This window comes from Roseicella frigidaeris (genome assembly GCF_003258945.1).
GTDB lineage: Bacteria > Pseudomonadota > Alphaproteobacteria > Acetobacterales > Acetobacteraceae > Paracraurococcus > Paracraurococcus frigidaeris.
Map to the genome: position 1 here is coordinate 517,506 of NZ_QLIX01000001.1, position 24,576 is coordinate 542,081.

The following is a 24,576-nucleotide window of genomic DNA, read 5'->3' on the forward strand; positions in this document are numbered from 1 at the left end:
GGCGCGGGAGCAGGCCGGCCAAACCGGCGGGGCGGGCGACGGCGGCGAGGCGGTGCGTCCAGCGCCACGGGCCGCGGCCGGACCCGGCCAGGCGGCGGTCCCGGCCGCGTCCGGCCGGCGCTCGGGGCGTCGGCCGGACGGTCGTCACCGCCGGATCATGCGAGCAGCGACCGGCCGGTCATCGCCTCGGGCTGCGGCAGCCCCATGAGGTGCAGCAGCGTCGGCGCCACATCGGCCAGCCTTCCCTCGCGCAGCGTCGCACCGGCGGGCGCGCCCGTCACGAAGACCGGCACCGGGTTGGTGGTATGGGCGGTGTGCGGCCCGCCGGTGGCGGGATCCTTCATCAGCTCGCAATTGCCGTGATCGGCGGTGACCAGCAGCGCGCCGCCCTGGGCCTTCACCGCCGCGGCGATGCGGCCGAGCCCGGCATCCACCGTCTCCACCGCCTTGATCGCGGCCGGCAGGCTGCCGGTATGGCCGACCATGTCGGGATTGGCGAAGTTCAGCACGATCAGGTCGTACTTGCCGGACTCGATCGCCGCGACCGCCTTCCCGGTCAGCTCGGGCGCCGACATCTCCGGCTGCAGGTCGTAGGTCGCCACCTTGGGGGAGGGGACCATGATGCGGTCCTCGCCGGGATAGGGCTTCTCCTCGCCGCCATTCAGGAAGTAGGTGACGTGCGGATACTTCTCCGTCTCCGCCATGCGGAGCTGGGTGCGGCCGGCGCGGGCGACCACCTCGCCCAGGATGTCGTGCAGCCGTTCCGGCGGGAAGAGGGTGCCGAGGAAGGCGGCGAGCTCGGTCGAATACTCCGTCATCCCGGCGGCGGCGGCGAAGCGGACCACGCGCTCGCGCGCGAACCCGTCGAAACCCGGGTCGAGCAGGGCGGTCAGGATCTCCCGCACCCGGTCGGCGCGGAAGTTGAAGCAGAGCACGCCGTCGCCATCCTGCATGCCCTGGTAGTCGCCGATGGCGGTGGCGGGGACGAACTCGTCGGTGATGTCCTTCGCATGCGCCGCCTCGACCGCGGCGACCGGATCGGGCGCCTTGGCGCCCTTGGCCGAGACCATGACGTCATAGGCCTGGGAAACCCGCTCCCAGCGGTGGTCGCGGTCCATGGCGTAGTAGCGGCCGGTGACGGTGGCGACGCCGATGCCGGGCAGTCCCTCGATATCGGCGAGGAGGCGGCGGAGATAGTCGGGCCCGGCCCGGGGCGGCGTGTCGCGGCCATCGGTGAAGCAGTGGATCGCCACCTTCACCCCGGCCGCCGCCAGCGCCTTCGCCAGCGCCGCGGCATGGGCCTGGTGGCTGTGCACGCCGCCGGGCGAGACCAGGCCCATCAGGTGGCAGGTGCCGCCCGTGGCCTTGAGCGTGTCGATCAGCGCGGTCAGCGCCGGCAAGCGGGCGATCGAGCCGTCCTTCACCGCGGCATCGATCCGCGGCAGTTCCTGCATCACCACGCGGCCGGCGCCGAGATTGAGGTGCCCGACCTCGGAATTGCCCATCTGCCCGTCCGGCAGCCCGACATCATGCCCGGAGGTGTGCAGGAAGGCGTGCGGCCCGGCCTGCCAGAGCGCGTCGAAATGCGGCGTGCGGGCCTGGCGGACGGCATTGTCCGCCGGATCCTCGCGCCAGCCCCAGCCGTCCAGGATCATCAGCATGACGGGGCGCGGATGCGGCATGAGAGGGCTCCTCGACTGGCATGGCCATACTGCGGGGGTCAGATGGGGGCAAGCCGGCGCCGGAACCACCCCGGTGCCCGGCCGTTGGCCCCGGGACCGCGCCCCATCACACGAGGAATGCCGCCATGCCGGAGACCCGCAGCGATGCCGAGGCCAAGCGCAAGGTCTGGGCGATGATCAAGGACATCGCGGTCGCCATGATGGTGACCCAGGACGGCGAGGGCCGCTTCCGCGCCCGGCCGATGCGCGCCGCCAACAGGGAGTTCGACGGCGTGCTCTGGTTCTTCGCCGCGGCCGATGGGAATGTCAGCAGCGAGGCGGCGCAGGACGAGCGCGTGCTGCTTGCCTATGCCGATCCGGATTCGCAGAATTACGTCTCGGTCTACGGCAAGGCCCGCACGCTGCGCGACCCGGAGCGGCAGAAGCAGCTCTGGGCCGAGCCGATGCGCGTCTGGTTCCCGGGCGGCGCCGAGGATCCGCGCATCACCCTCATCCGGGTCGAGTGCGAGGGCGCCGAGTACTGGGATTCGCCCTCCAGCACCCTCGTCCATGCCTATCGCTACCTGAAGGCCGTGACCACCGGGGAGCCGCCGAATCCCGGCAGCAACGACAAGGTGGACTTCACCAAGCAAGCCGGCTGAGCCGGCGGGGGCGGCGCCTGGTCCGGGCGCCGCCCGCCTTGCACGGCCTCAGCGCGTCGGCGTCGGCGGGTTGGTGCTGTAGTCGTAGAAGCCCTTGCCGGATTTCCGGCCGAGCCAGCCCGCCTCGACATATTTCGCCAGCAGGGGGCAGGGCCGGTACTTCGGGTCGCCCAGCCCCTCATGCAGCACCTTGAGCACGCTGTAGAGCGTGTCGAGGCCAACGAAGTCGGAGAGCTCGAGCGGCCCCATCGGATGGTTGGCGCCGAGCTTCATGCCGGCATCGATGGCGCGGACATCGCCGACGCCCTCCATCAGCGCGAAGATCGCCTCGTTCAGCATCGGGCAGAGGATGCGGTTGACGACGAAGGCCGGGTAGTCGGCCGCCGCCACCACCGTCTTGCCCATCCGCTCGGCCAGCGTCGTCACCGTGGCGACGGTCGCGTCCTCGGTCGCCAGGCCGCGGATCACCTCGACCAGCTTCATCATCGGCACCGGGTTGAAGAAGTGCATGCCGACGAAGCGCCCCGGCCGGTCGGTCGCGGCGCCAAGGCGGGTGATGGGGATGGAGGAGGTGTTGGAGGCGAGCACTGCCTCGGGCTTCAGCTGCGGGCAGAGCGTGCCGAAGATCTTCTTCTTGATTTCCTCGTTCTCGGTCGCCGCCTCGATCACCAGGTCGCACTCGGCGAAGAGCTTGTAGTCGGTGCCGGCGGCGATCCGCCCCAGCGCCTCGCCCTTCGCCCCGGCCGGGATGCTGCCCTTCGATTCCTGGCGGTCCAGATTCTTGCCGATGGTGGCGAGCGCCTTGTCGAGCGCCGCCTGGTTGATGTCGACCAGCACCACCGGAACGCCCGACAGGGCCGCGACATGGGCGATACCGTTGCCCATCAGGCCGGCGCCGATGACGCCGAGCTTCTTCACATCCGCCATGATCTGCACCTCACGCAATGACAGGAGCCGCAAGGAAGGGGGGCGACGAAAAAAGGGCCGCCGGACGCTGCTGGCGTCGGGCGGCCCCCGGATCGGCGCGAGCGCCTACTTCTTGCCGAGCTCGGCCTCGAACTCCGGCATCAGCTTGAACAGGTCGCCGACCAGGCCGTAATCGGCCACCTGGAAGATCGGCGCCTCCTCGTCCTTGTTGATGGCGACGATGACCTTGCTGTCCTTCATGCCGGCCAGGTGCTGGATGGCGCCCGAGATGCCGACCGCGATGTAGAGGTCGGGGGCGACGATCTTGCCGGTCTGGCCGACCTGGTGGTCGTTCGGCGCATAGCCGGCATCGACCGCGGCGCGGGAGGCGCCGACCGCGGCGCCGAGCTTGTCGGCGACGCTCTCGATGATGTGGAAATTCTCCGCCGAGCCCATGGCGCGGCCGCCGGAGACGACGATGCGCGCCGCCGTCAGCTCCGGCCGCTCGCTCTTGACGATCTCGGCGCCGAGGAACTGCGACAGGCCGGGATCGTCCGCCGCCGGCGCCGCCTCGATCGGGGCGCTGCCGCCCTCGGCCGGGACGGGGTCGAAGCTGGCGGCGCGGACGGTGATGACCTTCTTCGGATCGGCCGACTTCACCGTCGCCAGGGCGTTCCCGGCATAGATGGGACGGACGAAGGTATCGGCATCCACCACGCCGGCGATGTCGGAGATCACTTGCACGTCGAGCAGCGCGGCGGCGCGCGGCATCACGTTCTTGCCCGCGGCCGAGGCCGGGGCCAGCAGGTGCGAGTAGTTGGGCGCGAGCGCGACCAGCAGCGCCGCGATCGGCTCCGCCAGCCCATGCGCATACTGCTCGGCCTCGGACTGCAGCACCTTGGCGACGCCCGGCAGCTTGGCCGCCGCCTCGGCGGCCGCCTTCGGGCCGAGCACCAGGGCATGCACCTCGCCGAGCTTCTCCGCCGCGGCCACCGTGCTGCGCGTCGGCTGCGTCACGGCCGCGCCGTCGTGGTCGACCAGAACCAGCACCGCCATGATCAGATCACCTTCGCTTCGTTGCGCAGCTTCTCGACCAGCTCCTGCACGGAGCCGACCTTCTTGCCGGCCTGGCGCTTCGGCGGCTCCTCCACCTTCACCACGGAGAGGCGCGGCGTGACGTCGACGCCGAGATCGCCCGGCTTGACCGTCTCGATCGGCTTCTTGCGCGCCTTCATGATGTTCGGCAGCGAGGCGTAGCGCGGCTCGTTCAGCCGCAGGTCGGTGGTGACGATCGCCGGCAGCTTGAGCTGCAGGGTCTCGAGCCCGCCATCCACCTCGCGGGTGATCTTCAGCCCGCCATCGGCCGGCTCGATCTTCGAGATGTAGGTGCCCTGCGGCCAGCCGAGCAGCGCCGCCAGCATCTGGCCGGTGGCGTTCATGTCGTCGTCGATCGCCTGCTTGCCGAGGATGACGAGCTGCGGCTGCTCCTTCTCGACCACCGCCTTCAGCAGCTTGGCCACCGCGAGCGGCTCCAGCACGCCGTCGTGCTCGATCAGGATGCCGCGGTCGGCGCCCATGGCGAGCGCGGTGCGGATCTGCTCCTGGCAGGCCGCAGGCCCGGCGGAGACGGCGACGATCTCGGTCGCCACGCCTTTCTCCTTCAGGCGCACCGCTTCCTCGACCGCGATCTCGTCGAAGGGGTTCATCGACATCTTGACGTTCGCGGTCTCGACGCCCGTGCCATCCGCCTTGACGCGGACCTTCACGTTGTAGTCGACCACCCGCTTGACCGGGACGAGGAGCTTCATCGCCTCTGCCGTTTCCTAAGCGTTGTTGAGTGTCTCCCCGCGGCCCGCCGGCAGGCCGCAGGCTGGTCTCCCTGCGCATGGCGCAGCAGCGCCCGAGGGACGGTCACCCGCCCCGCGCAAACCCGCGGCAAAATAGGGCGGGCTGCCGCGCCGTGTCAAAACGCCGGTTGCCCGCCGGTCCCGCCTGCCCCTGGCGCCCCGGCCCGGGCCGGCAGGGGATCAGTGCCGGGAGACGAGCAGCAGCAGGGCGAAGAGGGCGAGCGTGATGCCCTGCAGGATCACCCGCCAGCGCATCAGCATGTTGGACCGGCTCGCATTCCCGTCCGTCCGGGTGAGGCCGAGCATCCCGGCCAGCATCACCCCGAGGGTGGCCAGCATGCCGATGCCGGTGAGGATGGTGAGGAGCGTCTTCATGGGTGTCATCTAAAAGGGCGGCCGGAAAGCGCAATGCCGGGTCGCCGCCAGGCCCATCCCCTGCTCGCGGCGCTTGACCGGCGGGCCCGCCATGCGGTTGCTGGCGGCGCCCATGACCCCATTCCGCATCCTCCGCTCCGGCTTCTGGAGTCTCCTTCTCCTCCTCGCGCTGGCGGGGCCCGTCCGGGCCCAGCCACCGGCGGCCGCCCCCGGCCTCAGCCAGGCCGATCTCGACCGCGTCACGGCGCTGCTGCGCGACCAGGCCCGGCGACAGGAATTCCTGCGCACGCTCGAGGCCCTCGCGGCGGCGAGCCGGGCGGCGCCGCATGTCGCCGCCCCGGGGAGCGCCGCCCCAGGGAGTGCCGCCCAGCCGGGGCCAGCGCCGGCGGGCGAGGGCGGGACGGCAGGGCCGGCCGCCGCGGCCGCCGGCACCGGCGCGGCCGCCGCGCCTGCCGGCCAGGCGGCGCAGGAGGCACTGATCGCCCCGAACACGCTCGGGGCGCAGCTCATCTCCGGCCTGTCCGGCCGCATCGGCGCCCTGTCGGACAGCCTCCTCGCCGGCATCCGTTCGATCGCCGACCTGCCGGCGCTGTGGAGCGCGGCGGTCGGCATGGTGCAGGATCCCGTCTCGCAGACGCGGCTGATGGACGCCGCCTGGAAGCTGCTGCTGCTGGCGGCGATCGGGCTGGCCGCGGAAGGGCTGGTGGTCCGCGCCGTCACCCCGGCCCGTCGCTGGCTGGATGCCGCGGCGCCGCGGGCGCAGGGCACGCCCTGGACCTGGCTGAAGCGGGTGCCGCTGGTGCTGGGGCGGCTGCTGCTCGACCTGCTGCCGATCGCGGGATTCGGCCTCGCCGTCTATGGCCTTTTCGGCCTGGTCTATCCCCTGCCGACCACGCGCCTGGTCGGGCTGATGATGGCGAATGCCTACATGGCGGCGCGGGTCGCCTTCGCCTTCGCCCGCATGCTGCTGTCGCCGGCCTCCAACCAGCTGCGCCTCGTCCCCTGCTCGGACGCCACCGCCATGGCCGGGGTCAGCGGCCTGCGGCGGCTGATGCTGATCGGCGTCGGCGGCTACACCCTGGCCGAGGCGGGGTTGCTGCTCGGCCTGCCCTGGGCCGCCTATGACGCCGTGCTCAACCTCACCCTGCTGGTGATCTCCCTGCTGCTGGCGCGGATCGTGCTGCGGCACCGCGAGGTGGTGGCGGCCTGGCTGCGGGCCAGCCCGCTGGCGCCGGGCGAGGAGGCGACGGGCACGCGCCGGATGCTGCGCGGCGCGCGCGACCGGCTGGCGGAGATCTGGCACGTCATCGTCATCCTCTGGCTGGTCGCCTCCTGGGTGGTCTGGGCGCTAGCGCTCGAGAACGGCTTCCACCGGCTGCTGACCGGCACGCTGCGGACGCTGCTCGTCCTCGGCCTGGCGAAGGCGCTGGACGAGGCCATCGGCTGGGCGATGGACCGCGTGCTGCATCCCGGGCCGGAGATGGCGCGGCGCTTCCCCGGGCTGGCGGCGCGGGCGGCGCAGTACGTCCCCCTGCTGAAGGGGATCGTCTCCGCGCTGATCGGCGCCGGCACCCTCATCCTGCTGCTCGAGACCTGGGGGTTCCGCAGCCTCGAATGGTTCGAGGAGGGCACGCTGGGCCGCCGGCTGACCGGCACGCTGCTCTCCATCGCCGCGACGCTGGCCCTGGCGCTGGTGGTGTGGGAGGTGGCGAATTCCGCCATCCAGCGGCGGCTGACGCGGCTCTCGCGCGACAGCCAGGCGGCGCGCAGCGCCCGGGTGCGGACCCTGCTGCCGATGCTGCGCACGGTGCTCGGCGTGGTGATCCTGGTCTTCGCGGTGCTGAACGCCCTGGCGCAGCTCGGCGTCAACGTCGCGCCGCTGCTGGCCGGCGCCGGCGTCGTCGGCCTCGCCATCGGCTTCGGCTCGCAGACCCTGGTGCGGGACGTCATCACCGGCGTCTTCCTGCTGCTCGAGGATGCGGTCGCGGTCGGCGACACGGTACAGCTCGGCGGGCTGACCGGCGTGGTGGAGCATCTCTCGATCCGCTCCATCCGGTTGCGGGCGACGGATGGCAGCGTCCACATCGTGCCCTTCAGCGCGGTGACGACGGTGACCAACATGACCCGCGACTTCGCCTTCGCGGTGCTGGACGTCACGGTCGCCTATTCCGAGGACACCGACCGGGTGGTGCAGGCGCTGCGCGACATCGGCCAGGAGATCCGCGCCGAGGCGAAGTGGAAGGCCCTCATCCGCGACGACATCGATGTCTGGGGCGTCGACAAGCTGGCCGATTCCGGGGTGACGATCCGCGCCCGGGTGAAGACCGAGCCGGCGGCGCGCTGGCCGGTGGCGCGGGAGTTCAACCGCCGCATCAAGCAGCATTTCGAGGAGCTCGGGATCCAGATCCCCCGCCCGCAGCCGATGGTGCTGGTCGAGCGGCCGCCGGAGCCGCGGCCGCCCGGCCCCGACCTGGCGCAGGCGGCGCAGTAGAGCGGGATCGCCGAAAAGCGTGCATCCCGCCGATGCGACACTGTCCTGGGCCAGGGTCCGTGAACCCGTGTGAACGGATCATGGCCCAGGACGGCGGCCGGCGCCCTCAGCCGAGCCCGGCGAGGCGCAGCAGCCAGAGCGCGCCGACGCCGGCGAGGATGGAGAGCACCAGCCGGCCGAAGCGGGCCTGCACCAGCAGCACCGCCGCGCCCGCGGCGATGGCCGGCCAGCCCAGGCCCGCCAGGGCAGGCGCGAGGAAGGCGACGAAGATGCAGCCCGGCAGGTGCTGCAGCATGGCCTGCACGAAGGGCGGCGGCCGGATGACGCGCAGGATCGCGTAGCCGCCGGCGCGGCAGAGATAGCTCGCCAGCGCCATGCCGAGGATGGCCGCCAGCACGTCGGGGCGGAGCGTCATGCGCGGCGCCGCCGATCCTGCCAGGCGCCGAGCGCGGCGCCGGCGAAGGCGCCCGCCAGCACCGGCCAGGGCGCCCCCAGCCCGCTGCCCTGGACCAGCAGGGCGGTGCCGCCGGCGGCGATCCAGGGCTGCAGGTCGCCGCGGCCACGCCAGAGCTGCACCAGCAGGGCGAGCACCGCGGCGGAGGAGGCGAAGAAGATCGGATGCCCGGCCGGCAGGCGCAGCGCCGCGCCGAAGACATGGCCGAGCGCGACCATCGCCATCCAGTTCAGCCACATGCCGAAGGCGGCGCCGAGCAGGAAGCCGGCATCGCGCCGCCCGGCCCGCATATCCGCGATGGCGAGGGCGAAGGCGTTGTCCACCAGCAGCGCCAGCGTGCCCCAGAGCCGGAGGCCGCGGGTGTGGTCCAGCAGCGGGGCGAGCGCCGCGCCCATCGGCGCCAGGCGGAGGTTGATCACCAGGCAGGCAAGGCTGGCGGCGAGGATCGGCGCCGGGTCGGACCAGAGCTGCAGGGCGACGAGCTGGGCGGTGCCGGCGAAGACCAGGCCACTCATCAGCAGCGTCTCGAGCAGCGAGAGGCCGACGCCATCCGCCGTCATCCCGACCACCAGGCCGAAGGGCGAGAGGCCGAGGGTGATGGCGAGGGCCGCCTTCAGCCCGCGTACCACCCCGCTCCGCGTGAAGCCGCCGCGCTCGTCCAAGCCCCGATCCTCCGACGGCGCCGCCGCCCCTCAGGCCCTGAGCACCGCCCCCGTCGCCTTGGCCACCGCCGCCACGATGCGGTCCGCCACCGCCTCGATCTGCCCATCGGTCAGCGTCGCCTCGCGCGGCTGCAGCGTCACCTGGATGGCGAGGCTCGCCTTGCCCTCCGGCAGCTTCTCCCCGGCATAGCGGTCGAAGACCGCGACCTCGGCGACGAGTTGCCGGTCGGCGCCGCGGGCCGCCCGCAGCACCTGCTCGGCGGTGACGCCGGCATCGACCAGGAAGGCGAAGTCGCGCCGCACGGGCTGGAAGGCGGGCAGGTCCGGCGCCCCCTTCTTCCGCCGCTTGGGCTCGGGGATGGCGTCGAGGAAGACCTCAAAGCCGACCGCCGGCCCGGCCAGGTCGAGCGCCGCGCGGATCCGCGGATGGATCTCGCCGAACCGCGCCAGCACCGTCTTCGGCCCCTGCCGCAGCACGCCGCTGCGGCCGGGATGGTAGAAGCCGGGCGCATCGGCGGTGACCGTCACGGCGGCCATCGGCAGGCCGAGCGCGGCCAGCAGGGCGAGCGCATCGCCCTTGGCGTCCATGGCATCGACCGGGCGCGACGGCTCCGCCCAGTGCCGCGGCGTGTGGCCGGCGCGCAGCCCGGCGATGACCTGGCGCTGCCCCTCGGGCGAGGGGTCGAGATAGCTCGCCCCCAGCTCGGAGAGCGCCACATCCGGGAAGCCGCGCGCGGCGTTGCGCCCGGCGGCGAGCAGCAGGCTGGCGAGCGGCGTCGGCCGCATCTGGTCGAGATCGGCGGCGATCGGGTTCTCCAGATGCAGCGCCTCCGGCGTCTCGCCGAACAGCGCCGCCACCCGCTGGTCGAGGAAGCCGAAGCTGACGCAATCGAGCATGCCGCGCGCCGCCAGCACCCGCCGGGCCAGGCCGGCGCGCGCCTGCTGCGGCGTCAGCGCCGGTGGCGGCACCAGGCCGGCGACGGGCAGGGAGACCGGCGGGATGGTGTCGAGGCCGCGGATGCGCAGCACCTCCTCCACCAGATCCGCCTCCGGCTCCACCACCGCGCAGCCCTCGGCCGCGGCGCGGGCCCGGTCGGCCGGCAGCGTCGCCGCCTGGTCGAGCACCGTCTCCACACTGCCGGCCTGGGCGATGTCGTTGCGCCAGGAGGGCACGGCGACCGTCACCTGACTCGCGTCGCGCTGCTGCACGGCGAAGCCGAGACGCTCCAGGATCGCCACCGCCGCATCGGCCGGCACCTCGGCGCCGCCGAGCCCGGCCAGCCGCTCGAAGCGGAGCGTCGCGCTGCGCTGCCAGGCGGGCGGCGTGCCGGCGGCCGCCACCTCGCTCGCCTCGCCGCCGCAGAGCTCGAGCATCAGCGCGGTGGCGAGGTCGAGGGCGAGCGGCGGCAGGGCCGGGTCGACGCCGCGCTCGAACCGCGCCCGGGCATCGGTGCGGATGTCGTGCCGGCGGCCGGAGAGGGCGATGCGCACCGGGTCGAAGAGGGCGCATTCGATGAAGCACTCGGTGGTGCCCTCGTCGCAGCCGGAAGGCTCGCCGCCGATGATGCCGCCGAGCGCCTCCGGCCCCGCGGCATCGGCGATGATGCCGTCCTCCGGAGTCAGCGCATAGGTCTTGCCGTTCAGCGCCGCCAGGCTCTCGCCCTCGCGCGCCATGCGCATGGTCAGCACCCCGCCCTGCACCTTGGCCACGTCGAAGACGTGCAGCGGCCGGCCGAGGCCGTAGGTGAAGAGGTTGGTCACGTCGACCAGGGCGTTGATCGGCCGCAACCCGATGGCGACCAGCCAGTCCTGCAGCCATTTCGGGCTGGGGCCGTTGCGCAAGCCCCGGATGCCGCGGCCGAGGACATGGTCGCAGGCGCGCGGATCGGCGATCTCCCAGCGCAGCGGCGCCGGATAGGCGGGCACGATCTTCGGCTCGGGCAGCGGCTTCAGGGTGCCGAGCCCGGCCGCTGCCAGGTCGCGGGCGATGCCGCGGATGGCAAGCGCATCGCCGCGATTCGGCGTGACGCTGATCTCCACCACCGGGTCGTCCAGCCCGGCCCAGGCGACGTAGCTCGCGCCGAGCGGCGCCTCGGCCGGCAGGTCGAGGATGCCGCTATGGTCGTCGCCAAGGCCCATCTCGCGCGCCGAGAGCATCATCGCCTCGGACGTCACGCCGCGGATCTCGCCCTGCTTCAGGGTGATGCCGGTGCCGGGTATGAAGGCGCCGGGCAGGGCCAGCACGCCCTTCATCCCGGCCCGCGCATTCGGCGCGCCGCAGACGACGGAAAGCAGCCGGCCATCGCCGGGATCGACCTTCAGCGCCCGCAGCCGGTCGGCATTCGGGTGCTGCGCGGCCTCGACCACATGCGCGATGCGGAAGCCGGCCAGCGCCGCGCCGCGATCCTCCACCCCCTCGACCTCGAGGCCGATGCGGTTGAGCGTCGCGGTGATCTCGGCGAGCGTGGCCGTGGTGTCGAGGTGCCGGCGCAGCCAGGAGAGCGGGAATTTCATCTCACACGCCCTCCGCCAGGGAGGGGGGCGAGAGCGGGTCGGCCGCGTAGTGGCGCAGCCAGCGCACATCGCTTTCGTAGAAGGGGCGGAGGTCGGGCATGCCGTGCTTCAGCATGGTGATGCGCTCGATCCCCATGCCGAAGGCGAAGCCCTGCCATTCCCGCGGGTCGATGCCGCAATTGGCCAGCACGCGCGGATGCACCATGCCGCTGCCGAGGATCTCCAGCCAGTCCGTGCCCTTGCCGAGCTCGCCGGACTTCCGGTCCCAGCCGATATCCACCTCCATCGAGGGCTCGGTGAAGGGGAAGTAGGAGGCGCGGAAGCGCACCGGCAGATCGGCGATGCCGAAGAAGGCGCGCAGGAAATCGATCAGGCAGCCCTTGAGGTGGCCGAGGGTGATGCCGCGGTCGATCACCAGCCCCTCCACCTGGTGGAACATCGGGCTGTGCGTCGCATCGTGGTCGGCGCGCCAGGTGCGGCCGGGGACGATGACGCGGATCGGCGGCTCCTGCGCCACCATGGTGCGGATCTGCACCGGTGAGGTGTGGGTGCGCAGCACCGGCCGGCGGGCATTCGCGCCGGGCAGGGCGGGCAGGTAGAACGTGTCGTGGTCCTGCCGCGCCGGATGGTGCTCGGGGATGTTGAGGGCGCCGAAATTATGCCAGTCGCTCTCGATATCCGGCCCCTCGGCGACCGAGAAGCCCTGGGCGCCGAAGAGGGCGACCAGCTCCTCGATGGTGCGGCTGATCGGGTGGATGCCGCCTGCCTCGGCGCCGGCCGGCGGGTGCGGCCGCGGCGGCAGGGTGACGTCCAGCCGCTCGGCGGCCAGCCGCGCCTCCAGCGCCGCCGCCTCCAGCGCGCCGCGCCGGGCCTCGATGCGCGCCTCGAGCGCCGTCTTCAGCCGGTTCAGCGCCGCGCCGCGCTCCCGCCGCTGCTCGGCCGGCACCTGGCCGAGGCCCTTCAGCAGCGCGGTCAGGCGGCCGCTCTTGCCCAGCAGGCCGATGCGCACCGCATCCCAGGCGCGCAGGTCGCCGGCCGCGTCCAGCGCCGCCGCCGTCTCGGCCTCCAGGGCGGCGAGGTCGTCGCCCGGCTTGGTCGTCTCGCTCATCTCTCAGCGTCCCGAAATCTGGGGGCGGACCGGCGCGGCAGGGGGCGCCGCCGGCCGCGAACGAAAAAGGCCGCACCCTGCCGGGAGCGGCCCCTCTCTGCGTCGGACTTCCGAAGCGGGAAGCGTCAGGCGGCCGGCTTGGCCGCAGCCAAGGGGGCTGACCGGGCAGCGCGGGCCTTCTCGACCAGCGCCGCAAAGCTCGACGGGTCGTCGAAGGCGATGGCCGCCATCACCTTGCGGTCCAGCTCGATCCCCGCCGCCTTCACGCCGGCGATGAACTGGGAATAGGTCAGCCCGTGCTCGCGCACCGCGGCGTTGATCCGCTGGATCCACAACCCGCGGAAGTCGCGCTTCTTGTTGCGGCGGTCGCGATAGGCGTATTGCAGCGCCTTCTCGACCCGCTGCAGGGCGGGGCGGTAATTGGTCGAGGACCGGCCGACATAGCCCTTGGCGAGTCGGAGGATCTTCTTGTGACGGGCGTGGGCGGTGACGCCGCGCTTCACACGTGCCATGGCGTGCGCTCCTTCTTACCGGACCAGCCCGTAGGGGGCCCATTGCAGGACGGTCAGCCCATCCTGGTGGCGCAGCACCTGGGTACCGGTGTTCTGCCGCTTCACCTTGGAGGAGCGGTTGCGCAGCATGTGCCGCTTCTTGCCCGGGCCAGCCAGCACCTTGCCGGTGGCCGTGGTCTTGAAGCGCTTCTTCACCGAAGACTTCGTCTTCATCTTGGGCATTTCGGACCTCCTGCGGTCGGGGAGGCACCCCGGATCACGGAGACCGGGGCGCGGGGACGCGGCCGGGCATGCCCAGACAGGCACCGGCGCGCGGGGAGGGCGGCGTATAGCCATCGTCGCCGGTCCTGGCAAGCGCCAGGGCGGCCGGGAGGCCCGCGGCTTGCGCGACTACCCGGCAAGACGCCGGCAAGGGCCCGGCCACCGGCTTGTGCGGCCCGGGGCGAGGCAAAGTCGGGGTAAACCCTCTATATGCTGTCGCGGGTCGCAAGGCTTCGGAGGGTGGCGCGTGGCGGATGGAATCCTGATCGGCCGGGGCGAGACGCCCTGCGAACTGCTGCTCTCCCGCGCCAACCGCCATGGCCTGGTCGCCGGCGCCACCGGCACCGGCAAGACCGTGACCCTGCAGGTGATGGCCGAGGGCTTCTCCCGCGCCGGCGTCCCGGTCTTCGCCGCCGACATCAAGGGCGACCTCTCCGGCATCGCCCTGCCCGGCAGGCCCAACCCGAAATTCGAGGCCCGCGCCCATGAGCTGGGCGAGGCGGACTATGCCTATGAGGCCGCCCCGGTGGTATTCTGGGACGTCTTCGGCCAGCAGGGCCATCCGCTGCGGGCGACGGTGGCCGAGATGGGGCCGCTGCTGCTCTCGCGCATGCTGGAGCTGAACGACACCCAGGAGGGCGTGCTCAACATCGCCTTCAAGCTCGCCGATGACGAAGGGCTGCTGCTGCTCGACTTCAAGGACCTGCGGGCGATCCTGGCGCATGTCGCCGACCGGGCGGAGGAGCTGCGCGGCAATTACGGCCAGGTGAGCAAGACCAGCATCGGCACCATCCAGCGCCGGCTGCTGGTGCTGGAGCAGGCGGGCGGCGAGCAGTTCTTCGGCGAGCCGGCGCTCTCGCTGCAGGATCTGATGCTGATCACGCCGGCCGGCCGCGGCTCGGTGAACATCCTCGCCGCCGACAAGCTGGTGCAGAGCCCGCGGCTCTACGCCACCTTCCTGCTCTGGCTGCTCAGCGAGCTGTTCGAGGAGCTGCCGGAGGTCGGCGACCTCGACAAGCCGAAGCTCGTCTTCTTCTTCGACGAGGCGCATCTGCTGTTCCGCGACGCGCCGCGGGCGCTGGTCGAGAAGGTGGAGCAGGTGGTGCGGCTGATCCGCTCCAAGGGGGTGGGCATCTATTTCGTCACCCAGAACCCGCTCGACCTGCCGGGGACGGTGCTCGGCCAGCTCGGCAACCGGGTGCAGCATGCGCTGCGCGCCTTCACCCCCGCCGAGCAGAAGGCGGTGCGCGCCGCGGCCGAGACCTTCCGGCCGAATCCCCGCCTGAACACGGAGGAGGTGATCACCCATCTGGCGGTGGGGGAGGCGCTGGTCTCCACCCTGCAGGCGGATGGCACGCCCTCGATCGTCGAGCGGGCGCGGGTGGTGCCGCCGCGCGGCCGCATCGGGCCGGTGACGCCGGAGGAACGGGCGGCGCTGCTGCAGAAGAGCCCGCTGGCCGGGCATTACGACACCGCGGTGGACCGCGACAGCGCCTATGAGCATCTGGTCGGCCGCGCCACCGGCCAGCCCGCTTCCGGCCCGCAGGAGGCCGCGCCGGCCGGCCCGGCGCCGGTGCGCGAGGACAATCCCTGGGGCGGCGTGGTGCTGCCGCGGCGGCCAGGCTCGGGGCCGGCGGCGGCGCCCGGCCCCTGGTCCGGCCCCTGGTCGGGCCCGGCGCCGCAGGCCCCGCCCGCCCCGCCGTCCGCCCCGGCCGGTGGCGGCTGGGGCGAGGTGATCGGCCAAGTGCTGACGGGCGGCGGCGGCCGGCGGCAGAGCCCGCTGGAGGCGATGACCAAATCCGTCGCCCGCAGCGTCGGCAGCTCGGTCGGGCGGCAGATCAGCAATGCCGTGCTGCGCGGCGTGCTCGGCTCCATCCTGAAGCGCTGAGCGGCCGCGTCGCTACAGGTCGAGATGCGTGGCGGGGTCGGAGAAGAGGAAGCCGGCCAGCCGCGAATCCGCGCCCGGCGCGCCGAAGAGCAGCGCCCCGACCGGCAGGCCGGTGGCCGTGTCGAAGCCGGCGCGCAGCGTCGCCACCGGCCCGCCCAGCGCCGTGGTCGGGATGACGAAGGCGGGGTCGCCGGTGGTGCCGTCGGCGGGCGCCACATCGGGCGCCGCCGGCAGCAGCAGCAGCTCCTCCGGGCCGAAGCTGGCCCAGAAGCGGCGACGGATGATGGCGAGCCGGTGCAGCGCGCCGAGATACGCCGCCTCCGGGATGGCGAGCCCCGCCTCGATATCGGCGGCGAGTCGCGGCGCCAGGCGCTCCCGCGGCAGCCGGGCATGGGTGCGGCCCAGCTCGGCGAGCAGGACGGTGCGATGGGTAGCGAGGATCTCCTCGAACCCGACCGGCGTGCTGGCGCAGCGGATCGCCAGCCCCGCCACCGCCAAGCGCTCGGCCAGGGCGGCGATGCCGGCGGCGGTGCCGGGCGCGGTCCGGCGGACGACCAGCGGGTCCTCCAGCACCACCAGCCGCGGCGGCGGCCCCAGGGGGCCGATGCGCAGATGGTCGGCGGCATAGGCGCCGGCGAGGCAGGCGGCATCCTGCGCCGAGGCCCCGAAGGCGCCGACCGTGTCGAAGCTCGGCGCCAGCGGCACCACCCCGGCGCTGCCGATGGCCAGGGTCGAGGGCTTGAAGGCGCCGGTGCCGGTATAGGCCGCCGGCCGGTTCACGCTGCCCGCCGTCTGGGTGCCCAGCGCCAGCGGCACCGTGCCCGCGGCGATGGCGGCGCCGGAGCCGGCGGAGGAGCCGCCGGGCGTGCGGGCGAGGTCCCAGGGATTGCGCGTCGGCGGCCGGGATTCGTAATAGGCGTATTCGGTGGTGTGCAGCTTGCCCAGGATGATGGCGCCCGCCGCCCGGAGATGCGCCACCACGGTCGCATCCGCCGTCGCCGGGGCGATGCCGTCGCGCGCGGCGCTGTTGGCCCGGGTCGGCAGGCCGGCGACATCGATCACGTCCTTCACCCCGACCGGGATGCCGTGCAGCGGGCCGCGCATCGTGCCGCCGGCGCGCTCGGCATCCAGCGCCCGGGCCGTGGCGAGCGAGGCCTCCGGCAGCACCTGCACCCAGGCCCGCACCGCGCCGTCCACCGCCGCGATGCGGTCGAGGCAGCGACGGACCAGCGCCTCGGCGGTCAGCGTGCCGGCGGCCATGGCGGCGGCGAGGTCGCGGACCCGGCCAGGGTCCTGGATGAGGCTGCTGCTCATGCGTGGTCCTTCCGCAGACCGAGCCGATGCAAAGGCATCGCCGCATCGGATGGCAAGACTGGAGCCAGCCGCCGCCTCCGCCCGCCGACGATCGCCCCGGATCCGTGCCGGAGGCGTTGCAATCCGCATGCCGGCACGGCCGCGGCGGCCGTCCCCGCCCCCGTCCCCGCCCCGCGCCGCCCTCCCATGCGCCGGCGCGTCTTGGATTGGCCGGCCGACCACGGCATATCTGCGCCCGCCATGGTCCCCTTCCGGAAGATGCACGGCCTGGGCAACGACTTCGTCGTCCTCGATGCCCGCCAGGCCCCGCTGCCCATCACCCCCGCCCGTGCCGCGGCCATCGCGGACCGGCGCTTCGGCGTGGGCTGCGACCAGCTCATCCTGCTGGAGCCGGGGGGCGAGGGCGCGGATGTCGTCATGCGCATCCGCAACCCGGATGGCTCGGAGGCCGGGGCCTGCGGCAATGCCACGCGCTGCGTCGCCGCCCTGGTGGCGGGAGAGACGGCGCGCGGCCAGGTGGTGGTGCGGACCATCGCCGGCGACCTGCCGGTGGAGCGGCTGCCAGGGGAGGCATGCGATCTCTGGCGCGCCGATATGGGCGCGCCGCGGCTCGGCTGGCAGGAGGTGCCGCTGGCCGCGGCGATGGACACGCTGCACCTGCCGCTCGCGGCCGGCGGCGTCGCCGACCCGGCCGCCTGCTCCACGGGCAACCCGCACGCCACCTTCTTCGTCCCCGCGCTCGATGCGCTGGAGCTGGCCGCCATCGGCCCGGCGCTGGAGCATGACCCGATCTTCCCCGAGCGCGCCAATATCGGCTTCGCCCAGGTGCTGGACCGCGCGCATCTGCGCCTCGCGGTCTGGGAGCGCGGGGCCGGGCTGACGCTGGCCTGCGGCTCCGGCGCCTGCGCCGCCCTGGTGAATGCGGCGCGGCGGGGCCTGACCGGCCGCGCCGCCACCGTCTCCCTGCCCGGCGGCGACCTGCGGATCGAATGGCGGGAGGACGGGCATGTGCTGATGACCGGCCCGGCCGCCACCGCCTTCACCGGCACGCTCGACCTCGAGGCCTATCCGCGGTGAGCGTCGAGATCCTCACCTTCGGCTGCCGGCTCAACACCTACGAGTCCGAGGCGATGCGGGCGCTGGCCACCGAGGCCGGGCATGCCGGGACCATCGTAGTCAACACCTGCGCCGTCACCGCCGAGGCGGAGCGGCAGGCGCGCCAGGCGATCCGCCGGGCGGCGCGCGACAATCCCGGGGCGCGCATCGTCGTCACCGGCTGCGCCGCGCAGATCGCGCCCGAGCGCTGGGCCGGCCTGCCCGGCGTCGCCCGGGTGATCGGCAATGCCGACAAGCTGAAGCCGGAGAGCTGGGCGCTCGGCGCGCCGCCGGCGCCGGTCAGCGACATCATGGCGGCGACCGAGACGGCGGCGCATCTGGTGACCGAGTTCGCCGGCCGCGCCCGCGCCTTCGTGCAGGTGCAGCAGGGCTGCGACCATCGCTGCACCTTCTGCGTCATCCCCTTCGGCCGCGGCCCCTCCCGCTCCGTGCCCATCGGCGCCATCGTCGAGCAGGTGCGGGCGCTGGTGGCGCATGGCTATCGCGAGGTGGTGCTGACCGGCGTCGACATCACCTCCTATGGCCCGGACCTGCCCGGCGCGCCGAGCCTCGGCCAGATGGTGCGCCGGCTGCTCGCCCTGGTGCCGGAGCTGCCGCGGCTGCGCCTCTCCTCGCTCGACCCGGTGGAGGTGGATGCCGATCTCTGGCGGCTGATCGAGACCGAGCCGCGGCTGCTGCCGCATCTGCACCTCTCGCTGCAGCATGGGGCCGACCTGATCCTGAAGCGGATGAAGCGCCGGCACCTGCGGGCGGATGCGCTCGCCTTCGCCCGGCGGGCGCGGGCGCTGCGGCCGGACATGGCCTTTGGCGCCGACCTGATCGCCGGCTTCCCGACCGAGACGGAGGCGCAATTCCGCGCCACCCTCGATCTGGTCGAGGCGATGGAACTGAGCTTCCTGCACGTCTTTCCCTATTCCGAGCGGCCGGGCACGCCGGCGGCGCGCATGCCGCAACTGCCTGTGCCGCTGCGCAAGGAGCGGGCGGCGCGGCTGCGCGAGGCGGGCCGGCAGGCCGCGGCGCGCTTCTATGCCGCGCGGCTCGGCGCGGCGCGGCTGGGGGAGGAGGAGCAGGTGCTGTTCGAGCGCGAGGACCGCGGCCACACGGCGCATTTCGCCCCCCTGCGCCTGATCGGCGGCGGCGCCGCCCCGGGCGAGCTGCGCCGGGTGCGGGTGACCGGCACGGCGCCGGACGGCCTGCTGGCCAGGGCGGCCTGAGCCATGGCGCTGCGCGACTGGATCACCCGGCTGCGGGGCCGGGGCGAGACGCCGCCGGCCGAGACGCCGGCCGAGCCCCCCCCCGCCGCGGCACCCGATCTCGCGCCGCCTGTCGAGACGCCCGCCGCCGCGCCCGTTCCGCCGCCGCCTCCGGCCCCGGTCCCGGCGGCGCCCGACCTCGCGCCGCCACTGCCGGCGCCTCTCCCCGAGCCCGGGTGGTCCGCACCGCCCGAGCGGCCGGGCCAGGACCGCGGGCCGGACGCGCCCCTCGCCGCGCCGACCGAGACGACCGCACCGCCGCCGCCCCCTGCCGCGGATGCCGATCTCGCGCCGCCGCCGGCCCTGGAACCCGCCAAGCCGGCGCCCGCCATCCCGGCGCCCGAACCGGTTCCGCCCCTGGTCGCCGCGCCGCAGGCGCCGCCGCCCGCGCCCATCCCTGCTCCGGCCGAGGAGCCGGCTGCCGGCGGCCGCCAGGGTTGGTTCTCCCGCCTCAAGGCCGGCCTCTCCCGCTCCACCGCCAAGCTCACCGAGAGCGTCACCACCCTCTTCCGCAAGCGCCGCCTCGACGACGAGGCGCTGGAGGAGCTGGAGGAGACGCTGATCACCGCCGATCTCGGCGTCGCCGCCTCCCGCCGCATCGTCGAGGGCTTCCGCAAGACCCGCTTCGGCAAGGAAGTGACGGATGAGGAGGTGAAGACGGCGCTGGCCGAGGCGATCGCCGAGATCCTCGGCCCCGTCGCCCGGCCGATGCCGATCGACCCCGCGCATGCGCCGCATGTGGTGCTGGTGGTCGGCGTGAACGGCACCGGCAAGACCACCACCATCGCCAAGCTCGGCCAGCAATACCGCGAGCAGGGCTTGGCCTGCGCCTTCGTCGCCGGCGACACCTTCCGCGCCGCGGCGGTGGAGCAGTTGCAGATCTGGGGCGACCGCACCGGCTGCCGGGTGCATGTGCCGACCAAGGAGGGGGCGGATGCCGCCGGCCTCGCCTTCGACGCGCTGAAGGCGGCCAAGGCGGATGGCACGGAGGTGCTGCTGGTCGACACCGCCGGGCGGCTGCACAACAAATCCGCCCTGATGGAGGAGCTGCGGAAGATCGTCCGCGTCATCCGCCGGGTGGACGAGACCGCGCCGCATTCCGTGCTGCTGGTGCTGGATGCGACCACCGGCCAGAACGCCATCCAGCAGGCCAAGGTGTTCAAGGAGATGGTCTCGGTCAGCGGCCTCGCCGTGACCAAGCTGGACGGCTCGGCCAAGGGCGGCGTGGTGGTGGCGCTGGCGCAGGAATTCGGCCTGCCGGTGCATTTCGTCGGCGTCGGCGAGAAGGCGGCCGACCTGCGGCCCTTCGCGGCGCGCGACTTCGCCCGGGGGCTGATGGGGCTGGACTGAGCGGGCGGGCGGCGTAGGGTCGCGGCGCAGAAGGATGTTCAGGGGCGGGGCCGATCCGGGCCCGCCCGGAGGAGACCCGCCATGGCCCAGCCCGCAATCAGCCGCTTCCCCGTCCCGCGCCTCGCAGACATGCCCGAGGATATCCGCGCGCGCATCGAAAAGGTGCAGGAGAAGTCGGGCTTCATCCCGAACGTCTTCCTGATGCTCGCCTACCGGCCGGAGGAATTCCGCGCCTTCATGGCCTATCACGACACGCTCATGGACAAGCCCGGCGGCCTTTCCAAGGCCGAGCGGGAGATGATCGTGGTCGCCGTCTCCTCCCACAACCAGTGCCAGTACTGTGTCGTCGCGCATGGCGCGATCCTCCGCATCCGCGCCAAGAACCCGCTGATCGCCGACCAGATCGCCGCCAATTTCCGCAAGGCCGACATCACGCCGAAGCAGCGGGCGATGCTAGAATTCGCCCTCAAGGTCACGCAGCGCGCCAACGAGGTGGAGGAGGCCGACAGCGCCGCGCTGCGCGACCACGGCTTCACCGATGACGACATCTGGGACATCGCCGCCATCGCCGCCTTCTTCGGCATGTCCAACCGCATGGCCAACGTCACCTCGCTGCGGCCGAATGACGAGTTCTACGCCCTGGGCCGGGGCTGAGCCGGATGCCGGAGATCCGCTGGGAGCGCATGACCGGGCCGGAGCTGAAGGCGCTCGCGGCCCGGGAGGCGCTGGCGGTGCTGCCCATCGGCAGCCTCGAGCAGCATGGGCCGCACCTGCCGGTCTGGACCGACAGCCTCTGCGCGCATGAGATCGCGCTGCGCGGCGCCGCGGCGGCCGGCATCCCGGTCGCCGTGCTGCCGCCGATGTGGATGGGGCTGTCGGAGCATCACCTGCCCTTCGGCGGCACCATCACCCTCGACCACGCCACCTTCCATGCGGTGCTGCGCTGCGTGGTGCGGTCGCTGCTCGCGGATGGCTTCCGCAAGCTGCTGATCGTCAACGGCCATGGCGGCAATATCGACCCGTTGGCGGTGAGCGCGCGGGAGCTGGCGGTGGAGTTCGGCATCCCGGTCGTCGTCACCACCTGGCCGAACCTGGCGCCGAAGGAGATCGCGGCGCAGCTCGCCACCCAGCCGGGCATCCAGCATGCCTGCGAGGGGGAGACCAGCCTCTGGCTCGCCCTCGACGCGGCGCAGGTGCGGCGGGAGAAGTTGGCCGAGACGATCTCCAACCCGCCGCCCAACCCGCCGCCCGGGATGGTGCGCTTCTGGTCCTTCGAGGAACGCGCGCCCCGCACCGGCGTCCGCGGCGACCCGCGCGCCGCGACGGCCGAGAAGGGCGAGGCGATCCTCGCCGCGGTGACGGCGGCGCTGGCGGCGGCGATGCGCGATCCGGCGCTGTGGAGCACGCCCGACGATGTCTGGGCGCCGGGCCGGGCGCAGCGCTGAGGCGCCGGGCGACCTCCCTCAGTAGGAGAACGGCACGTTCAGCCGGGCCCCGGGCGCCGGCTTGAACAGCTTGTCCTCCAGCACCTCGCGCTCTCCCTGATCCACCGCGCCGCGGCCGGGGAGCGGACGGTTGATGATGCTGGGGTCGATCCGGGCCCGGTCCGGCTGGATGGTGCGCGGCGCCTCCTTGCTGCGGTCGGGGACGGGCGCGATGGTGGAGTTCAACGGCGCTCCGGATTTCTGCGTCAGCGGGATGGAGGGCTGCTTGCGCAGCTCGAGCGGCGGCGGCTTGCCGGCCCCGCGCTGGGCCTGGGCGGGCCCGGCGGCCAGGCCCAGCAGCAGCAGGCCGAGCAGGGCGCACCGGCGCCTCACAGCGCGCTGCCCCCCGGCTGCGGCGCGGGGCGCGGCAGGGGGTGGGTGCCGCGCGGATCCTCCGGCGGGTTGGTGGCCGGCGCCGCGAGCGGCTGGTCCCGCATGGCGCGCCAGCGCTGCAGCGCCCAATGGACCGAGGGAAAGGCGATCTCCGGCCAGGGGATCTCCTCCCAGCGGAAGAAGCGCACCTCCAGGCTTTCGGGCCCCGGCTCGATGCCGGGCTCGGCCAGGCCGGCGCGGAAGATCACCTGCACCTGGCCGATCCGGGCGATCGAGTAGACGGCGAGCACGCCCTCCAGCGCGATGCGGGCCCGCGCCTCCTCCCAGGCCTCGCGCCGCGCGCCCTCCTCCACCGTCTCGGCCATTTCCATGTAGCCGGCGGGCAAGGTCCAGTAGCCGCGGCGCGGCTCGATGGCGCGGCGGCAGAGCAGGATGCGGCCCTGCTCGGCGACGACGCTGCCCACCACGATCTTCGGGTTCTCGTAGGCGACGAACCCGCAATCCGGGCAGGTCAGCCGTTCCCGGTCATCACCGGGCGGGACGGTGCGGACGAAATCGGGCATGGCACGACGATGCGCGGCGGGCCGCCGCGGCGCAAGGGCGGCCGCGCCGCGACCAGCATCGCGCCCGGGACCGTGAGCGTCGCCGTTGCATCCTGCCAGCCCGGCTCCGGGCGCTGCCCCCTGCGGCCGGCCGCGTCAGACCCGCAGATCGAGCAGCGAGCCGCGCGGCAGGACCTGGACGGGCTTGCTCGGGACGCTCTCGAGGCTGCGCTGCGCCGCGGCGGCCTCGCCCTGGCCCCGGACCGGCGCGGTGGGCGCGATCCCGCGGACCTGCTGCACCTCCCCGGCCCGCCCGACCGAGGGGGTGAAGGCACTGAAGGACTGGCTGGCGATCATGCGCAGGATGGTAGCGCCCAATTCCGAATCGACGGTGAAGGCCACCCTGCGGCCGGGCCGGGCCCGGCGGTTGAGGGAGAGGAGACCGGCGATGCGCATGGGCCGAGCCTGCGCATCGCCCTCTTCACCGTCCAGTAACCAATGATTGGGTTACCGGAATGGGATCATGCCTCCAACGCGGCGACGCCCGGCAGGGTCTTGCCCTCCAGCCATTCCAGGAAGGCGCCGCCCGCGGCCGAGACATAGGTGAGGCGATCGGCGACGCCGGCATGCTTCAAGGCCGCCACGGTGTCGCCGCCGCCGGCGATGGATTTCAGCCCCGCCGACTGGGTCAGCGCCGCGACCGACTGGGCGATGGCGACCGTCGCCGTGTCGAAGGGCGGTACCTCGAAGGCGCCGACCGGGCCGTTCCAGACCAGGGTGGAGGCCTGGCGGAGCCGCCCCTCGATAGCCGCCACCGTGTCCGGTCCGACATCGAGCGCCATCATCTCGGCCGGCACGGCATCGATGCCGACCGTGCGGGTCGGGACGTTGGCGGCGAAGCTGCCGGCGACGACGAGATCGACCGGCAGCAGGATCTCGCAGCCATTGCCCTTCGCCTCGGCCAGGATCTGCCGGGCGGTGTCGTGCATCTCGGCTTCCTGCAGCGACTTGCCGACGCCATGGCCCTGGGCGGCGAGGAAGGTGTTGGCCATGGCGCCGCCGATGACCAGGACATTCACCTTCTTCGTCAGGTTGCCCAGCAGGTCGAGCTTGGTGCTGACCTTGGCGCCGCCGACGATGGCCACCACCGGCCGCGCCGGGTTGCCGAGCGCCGCATCCAGCGCCTCCAGCTCGGCCTGCATCAGCCGCCCGGCATAGGCAGGCAGCAGCCGCGCCACGCCCTCGGTCGAGGCATGCGCCCGGTGGGCGGCCGAGAAGGCGTCGTTCACATAGGCATCGGCGAGCGTCGCCAGGCCCTTGGCGAGCTCGGGGTCGTTCTTTTCCTCGCCGGCATGGAAGCGGGTGTTCTCGAGCAGGATCACCTGGCCGTCCTGCATCGCGGCCGCCGCCGCCTCGGCCGCCGGGCCGATGCAGTCATCGACGAAGCCGACCGGCTTGCCGAGCGCCTCGCCGAGGGCCTCGGCCATCGGCTTGAGCGACATCTCGGGCACCCGCTTGCCCTTCGGACGGTCGAAATGGCTGCAGACGATGACGCGTCCGCCCTTCTCCGCCAGCTCGCGGATGGTCGGCGTCAGCCGCTCGATGCGGGTGCGGTCGGTGATGCGGCCGTCCTTGGTCGGGACGTTCAGGTCGGCGCGGAGCAGGATGCGCTTGCCGCGGGGGTCGAGCGCATCGAGGGTGCGGAACTTGGCCATGGCGGGTCCTTCGGGCGGGGTGCCTGAAGGGAAGCCGCGCCGGGGAGCGCGAGCCCGCCCGGCGGCACCGGCATCGGGCGGCGGCGCGGGTCGCCCTGCCGGCGAGCCGCGCCGCAACGTGGCGGGAG

Annotated in this window: 24 protein-coding genes; 8 read left to right on the forward strand and 16 right to left on the reverse strand. The window is 73.2% G+C overall.

The genetic code is table 11. The annotated features are described in order from the left end of the window. Window positions 1–155: 155 nt before the first annotated feature. On the reverse strand, window positions 156–1,682 hold the full coding sequence (gene gpmI / locus DOO78_RS02400; protein WP_111468111.1) for a 2,3-bisphosphoglycerate-independent phosphoglycerate mutase: 1,527 nt from the start codon (window positions 1,680–1,682) through the stop codon (window positions 156–158). A gap of 125 nt (window positions 1,683–1,807) precedes the next feature. Here gpmI and DOO78_RS02405 point away from each other — a divergent pair, with 125 nt between their 5' ends. Continuing rightward, window positions 1,808–2,323, forward strand: coding sequence for a pyridoxamine 5'-phosphate oxidase family protein (locus DOO78_RS02405; protein WP_111468112.1), 516 nt, complete (start codon window positions 1,808–1,810; stop codon window positions 2,321–2,323). 48 nt (window positions 2,324–2,371) lie between these two features. On the opposite strand, the gene DOO78_RS02410 is transcribed toward DOO78_RS02405, so the two are convergent. The 4 genes from DOO78_RS02410 to DOO78_RS02425 form a co-directional block, all read right to left on the reverse strand. Then, window positions 2,372–3,250 (reverse strand): 3-hydroxybutyryl-CoA dehydrogenase, encoded by an 879-nt coding sequence (locus DOO78_RS02410; RefSeq protein WP_111468113.1) that lies wholly within the window; start codon window positions 3,248–3,250, stop codon window positions 2,372–2,374. A gap of 105 nt (window positions 3,251–3,355) precedes the next feature. Next, window positions 3,356–4,285: an electron transfer flavoprotein subunit alpha/FixB family protein gene (locus tag DOO78_RS02415; protein ID WP_111468114.1), complete on the reverse strand. Its 930-nt coding sequence runs from the start codon at window positions 4,283–4,285 to the stop codon at window positions 3,356–3,358. A gap of 2 nt (window positions 4,286–4,287) precedes the next feature. Further along, window positions 4,288–5,037 carry an electron transfer flavoprotein subunit beta/FixA family protein gene (locus DOO78_RS02420; protein ID WP_111468115.1) on the reverse strand — a complete coding sequence of 250 codons (750 nt, stop codon included), beginning with the start codon at window positions 5,035–5,037 and terminating at the stop codon, window positions 4,288–4,290. Window positions 5,038–5,256: 219 nt separating this feature from the next. After that, window positions 5,257–5,451 carry an HIG1 domain-containing protein gene (locus DOO78_RS02425; protein WP_111468116.1) on the reverse strand — a complete coding sequence of 65 codons (195 nt, stop codon included), beginning with the start codon at window positions 5,449–5,451 and terminating at the stop codon, window positions 5,257–5,259. A gap of 112 nt (window positions 5,452–5,563) precedes the next feature. On the opposite strand from DOO78_RS02425, the gene DOO78_RS02430 reads away from it, so the two are divergent. Further along, a complete protein-coding gene (locus tag DOO78_RS02430) occupies window positions 5,564–7,942 on the forward strand; it encodes a mechanosensitive ion channel family protein (RefSeq protein ID WP_128079986.1) in 2,379 nt (792 codons plus the stop codon). A gap of 106 nt (window positions 7,943–8,048) precedes the next feature. Here the strand turns inward: DOO78_RS02430 and DOO78_RS02435 are convergent, their stop codons facing one another. The 6 genes from DOO78_RS02435 to rpmI all read right to left on the reverse strand — a co-directional run bounded on the left by DOO78_RS02435 (window position 8,049) and on the right by rpmI (window position 13,414). Further along, window positions 8,049–8,357 carry an AzlD family protein gene (locus tag DOO78_RS02435; RefSeq protein WP_111468118.1) on the reverse strand — a complete coding sequence of 103 codons (309 nt, stop codon included), beginning with the start codon at window positions 8,355–8,357 and terminating at the stop codon, window positions 8,049–8,051. Then, window positions 8,354–9,058, reverse strand: a complete 705-nt coding sequence (locus DOO78_RS02440; RefSeq protein WP_243634310.1) for an AzlC family ABC transporter permease — start codon at window positions 9,056–9,058, stop codon at window positions 8,354–8,356. The genes DOO78_RS02435 and DOO78_RS02440 overlap by 4 nt, the downstream gene beginning before the upstream one ends. Window positions 9,059–9,088: 30 nt before the next feature. Beyond that, window positions 9,089–11,572 (reverse strand): phenylalanine--tRNA ligase subunit beta, encoded by a 2,484-nt coding sequence (gene pheT / locus DOO78_RS02445; RefSeq protein ID WP_111468119.1) that lies wholly within the window; start codon window positions 11,570–11,572, stop codon window positions 9,089–9,091. Between the two features lies 1 nt (window position 11,573). Then, window positions 11,574–12,680: a phenylalanine--tRNA ligase subunit alpha gene (pheS, locus tag DOO78_RS02450; protein WP_111468120.1), complete on the reverse strand. Its 1,107-nt coding sequence runs from the start codon at window positions 12,678–12,680 to the stop codon at window positions 11,574–11,576. Between the two features lie 125 nt (window positions 12,681–12,805). Then, on the reverse strand, window positions 12,806–13,192 hold the full coding sequence (rplT, locus tag DOO78_RS02455) for a 50S ribosomal protein L20 (RefSeq protein ID WP_111468121.1): 387 nt from the start codon (window positions 13,190–13,192) through the stop codon (window positions 12,806–12,808). A gap of 15 nt (window positions 13,193–13,207) precedes the next feature. Beyond that, the gene (rpmI, locus tag DOO78_RS02460) at window positions 13,208–13,414 is read right to left on the reverse strand and encodes a 50S ribosomal protein L35 (RefSeq protein WP_111468122.1); all 207 of its coding nucleotides are present in this window, start codon (window positions 13,412–13,414) and stop codon (window positions 13,208–13,210) included. A 286-nt stretch (window positions 13,415–13,700) separates the two neighbouring features. Here rpmI and DOO78_RS02465 point away from each other — a divergent pair, with 286 nt between their 5' ends. Then, a complete protein-coding gene (locus DOO78_RS02465) occupies window positions 13,701–15,341 on the forward strand; it encodes a helicase HerA-like domain-containing protein (RefSeq protein WP_111468123.1) in 1,641 nt (546 codons plus the stop codon). Between the two features lie 12 nt (window positions 15,342–15,353). On the opposite strand, the gene DOO78_RS02470 is transcribed toward DOO78_RS02465, so the two are convergent. Beyond that, window positions 15,354–16,655, reverse strand: coding sequence for an amidase (locus DOO78_RS02470; protein WP_165838677.1), 1,302 nt, complete (start codon window positions 16,653–16,655; stop codon window positions 15,354–15,356). A 240-nt stretch (window positions 16,656–16,895) separates the two neighbouring features. Here DOO78_RS02470 and dapF point away from each other — a divergent pair, with 240 nt between their 5' ends. The 5 genes from dapF (at window position 16,896) to DOO78_RS02495 (ending at window position 21,819) form a co-directional block, all read left to right on the forward strand. Beyond that, a complete protein-coding gene (gene dapF, locus DOO78_RS02475; protein WP_111468125.1) occupies window positions 16,896–17,732 on the forward strand; it encodes a diaminopimelate epimerase in 837 nt (278 codons plus the stop codon). Beyond that, window positions 17,729–18,985, forward strand: coding sequence for a tRNA (N(6)-L-threonylcarbamoyladenosine(37)-C(2))-methylthiotransferase MtaB (gene mtaB, locus DOO78_RS02480; protein ID WP_279387763.1), 1,257 nt, complete (start codon window positions 17,729–17,731; stop codon window positions 18,983–18,985). The genes dapF and mtaB overlap by 4 nt, the downstream gene beginning before the upstream one ends. A gap of 432 nt (window positions 18,986–19,417) precedes the next feature. Further along, the gene (gene ftsY, locus DOO78_RS02485) at window positions 19,418–20,374 is read left to right on the forward strand and encodes a signal recognition particle-docking protein FtsY (RefSeq protein ID WP_456308947.1); all 957 of its coding nucleotides are present in this window, start codon (window positions 19,418–19,420) and stop codon (window positions 20,372–20,374) included. Between the two features lie 81 nt (window positions 20,375–20,455). Beyond that, complete coding sequence (locus DOO78_RS02490) at window positions 20,456–21,028, forward strand: peroxidase-related enzyme (protein ID WP_111468128.1); 573 nt, start codon at window positions 20,456–20,458, stop codon at window positions 21,026–21,028. Window positions 21,029–21,033: 5 nt separating this feature from the next. Continuing rightward, on the forward strand, window positions 21,034–21,819 hold the full coding sequence (locus DOO78_RS02495; RefSeq protein WP_111468129.1) for a creatininase family protein: 786 nt from the start codon (window positions 21,034–21,036) through the stop codon (window positions 21,817–21,819). An 18-nt stretch (window positions 21,820–21,837) separates the two neighbouring features. Here DOO78_RS02495 and DOO78_RS02500 read toward each other — a convergent pair whose 3' ends face one another. From DOO78_RS02500 to DOO78_RS02515, 4 genes are all read right to left on the reverse strand, one after another. Further along, window positions 21,838–22,191, reverse strand: a complete 354-nt coding sequence (locus DOO78_RS02500; protein WP_111468130.1) for a hypothetical protein — start codon at window positions 22,189–22,191, stop codon at window positions 21,838–21,840. Continuing rightward, window positions 22,188–22,754 (reverse strand): NUDIX hydrolase, encoded by a 567-nt coding sequence (locus DOO78_RS02505; RefSeq protein ID WP_111468131.1) that lies wholly within the window; start codon window positions 22,752–22,754, stop codon window positions 22,188–22,190. The genes DOO78_RS02500 and DOO78_RS02505 overlap by 4 nt, the downstream gene beginning before the upstream one ends. A gap of 135 nt (window positions 22,755–22,889) precedes the next feature. Continuing rightward, window positions 22,890–23,189, reverse strand: a complete 300-nt coding sequence (locus DOO78_RS02510) for a hypothetical protein (protein WP_111468132.1) — start codon at window positions 23,187–23,189, stop codon at window positions 22,890–22,892. Between the two features lie 65 nt (window positions 23,190–23,254). Next, window positions 23,255–24,448, reverse strand: coding sequence for a phosphoglycerate kinase (locus tag DOO78_RS02515; protein ID WP_111468133.1), 1,194 nt, complete (start codon window positions 24,446–24,448; stop codon window positions 23,255–23,257). Between the last annotated feature and the right edge of the window lie 128 nt (window positions 24,449–24,576).

Bases quoted from the DNA above. Each gene is read 5' to 3' on its own strand.
- DOO78_RS02490 (WP_111468128.1), top strand. From the start codon at position 20,456: ATGGCCCAGCCCGCAATCAGCCGCTTCCCCGTCCCGCGCCTCGCAGAC.
- DOO78_RS02435 (WP_111468118.1), bottom strand. From the start codon at position 8,357: ATGACGCTCCGCCCCGACGTGCTGGCGGCCATCCTCGGCATGGCGCTG.
- rplT (WP_111468121.1), bottom strand. From the start codon at position 13,192: ATGGCACGTGTGAAGCGCGGCGTCACCGCCCACGCCCGTCACAAGAAG.
- dapF (WP_111468125.1), top strand. From the start codon at position 16,896: ATGGTCCCCTTCCGGAAGATGCACGGCCTGGGCAACGACTTCGTCGTC.
- DOO78_RS02515 (WP_111468133.1), bottom strand. From the start codon at position 24,448: ATGGCCAAGTTCCGCACCCTCGATGCGCTCGACCCCCGCGGCAAGCGC.
- gpmI (WP_111468111.1), bottom strand. From the start codon at position 1,682: ATGCCGCATCCGCGCCCCGTCATGCTGATGATCCTGGACGGCTGGGGC.
- DOO78_RS02430 (WP_128079986.1), top strand. From the start codon at position 5,564: ATGACCCCATTCCGCATCCTCCGCTCCGGCTTCTGGAGTCTCCTTCTC.
- DOO78_RS02405 (WP_111468112.1), top strand. From the start codon at position 1,808: ATGCCGGAGACCCGCAGCGATGCCGAGGCCAAGCGCAAGGTCTGGGCG.
- DOO78_RS02420 (WP_111468115.1), bottom strand. From the start codon at position 5,037: ATGAAGCTCCTCGTCCCGGTCAAGCGGGTGGTCGACTACAACGTGAAG.
- rpmI (WP_111468122.1), bottom strand. From the start codon at position 13,414: ATGCCCAAGATGAAGACGAAGTCTTCGGTGAAGAAGCGCTTCAAGACC.
- DOO78_RS02425 (WP_111468116.1), bottom strand. From the start codon at position 5,451: ATGAAGACGCTCCTCACCATCCTCACCGGCATCGGCATGCTGGCCACC.
- DOO78_RS02510 (WP_111468132.1), bottom strand. From the start codon at position 23,189: ATGCGCATCGCCGGTCTCCTCTCCCTCAACCGCCGGGCCCGGCCCGGC.
- pheT (WP_111468119.1), bottom strand. From the start codon at position 11,572: ATGAAATTCCCGCTCTCCTGGCTGCGCCGGCACCTCGACACCACGGCC.
- pheS (WP_111468120.1), bottom strand. From the start codon at position 12,680: ATGAGCGAGACGACCAAGCCGGGCGACGACCTCGCCGCCCTGGAGGCC.
- DOO78_RS02470 (WP_165838677.1), bottom strand. From the start codon at position 16,655: ATGAGCAGCAGCCTCATCCAGGACCCTGGCCGGGTCCGCGACCTCGCC.
- DOO78_RS02410 (WP_111468113.1), bottom strand. From the start codon at position 3,250: ATGGCGGATGTGAAGAAGCTCGGCGTCATCGGCGCCGGCCTGATGGGC.
- DOO78_RS02505 (WP_111468131.1), bottom strand. From the start codon at position 22,754: ATGCCCGATTTCGTCCGCACCGTCCCGCCCGGTGATGACCGGGAACGG.
- DOO78_RS02415 (WP_111468114.1), bottom strand. From the start codon at position 4,285: ATGGCGGTGCTGGTTCTGGTCGACCACGACGGCGCGGCCGTGACGCAG.
- DOO78_RS02495 (WP_111468129.1), top strand. From the start codon at position 21,034: ATGCCGGAGATCCGCTGGGAGCGCATGACCGGGCCGGAGCTGAAGGCG.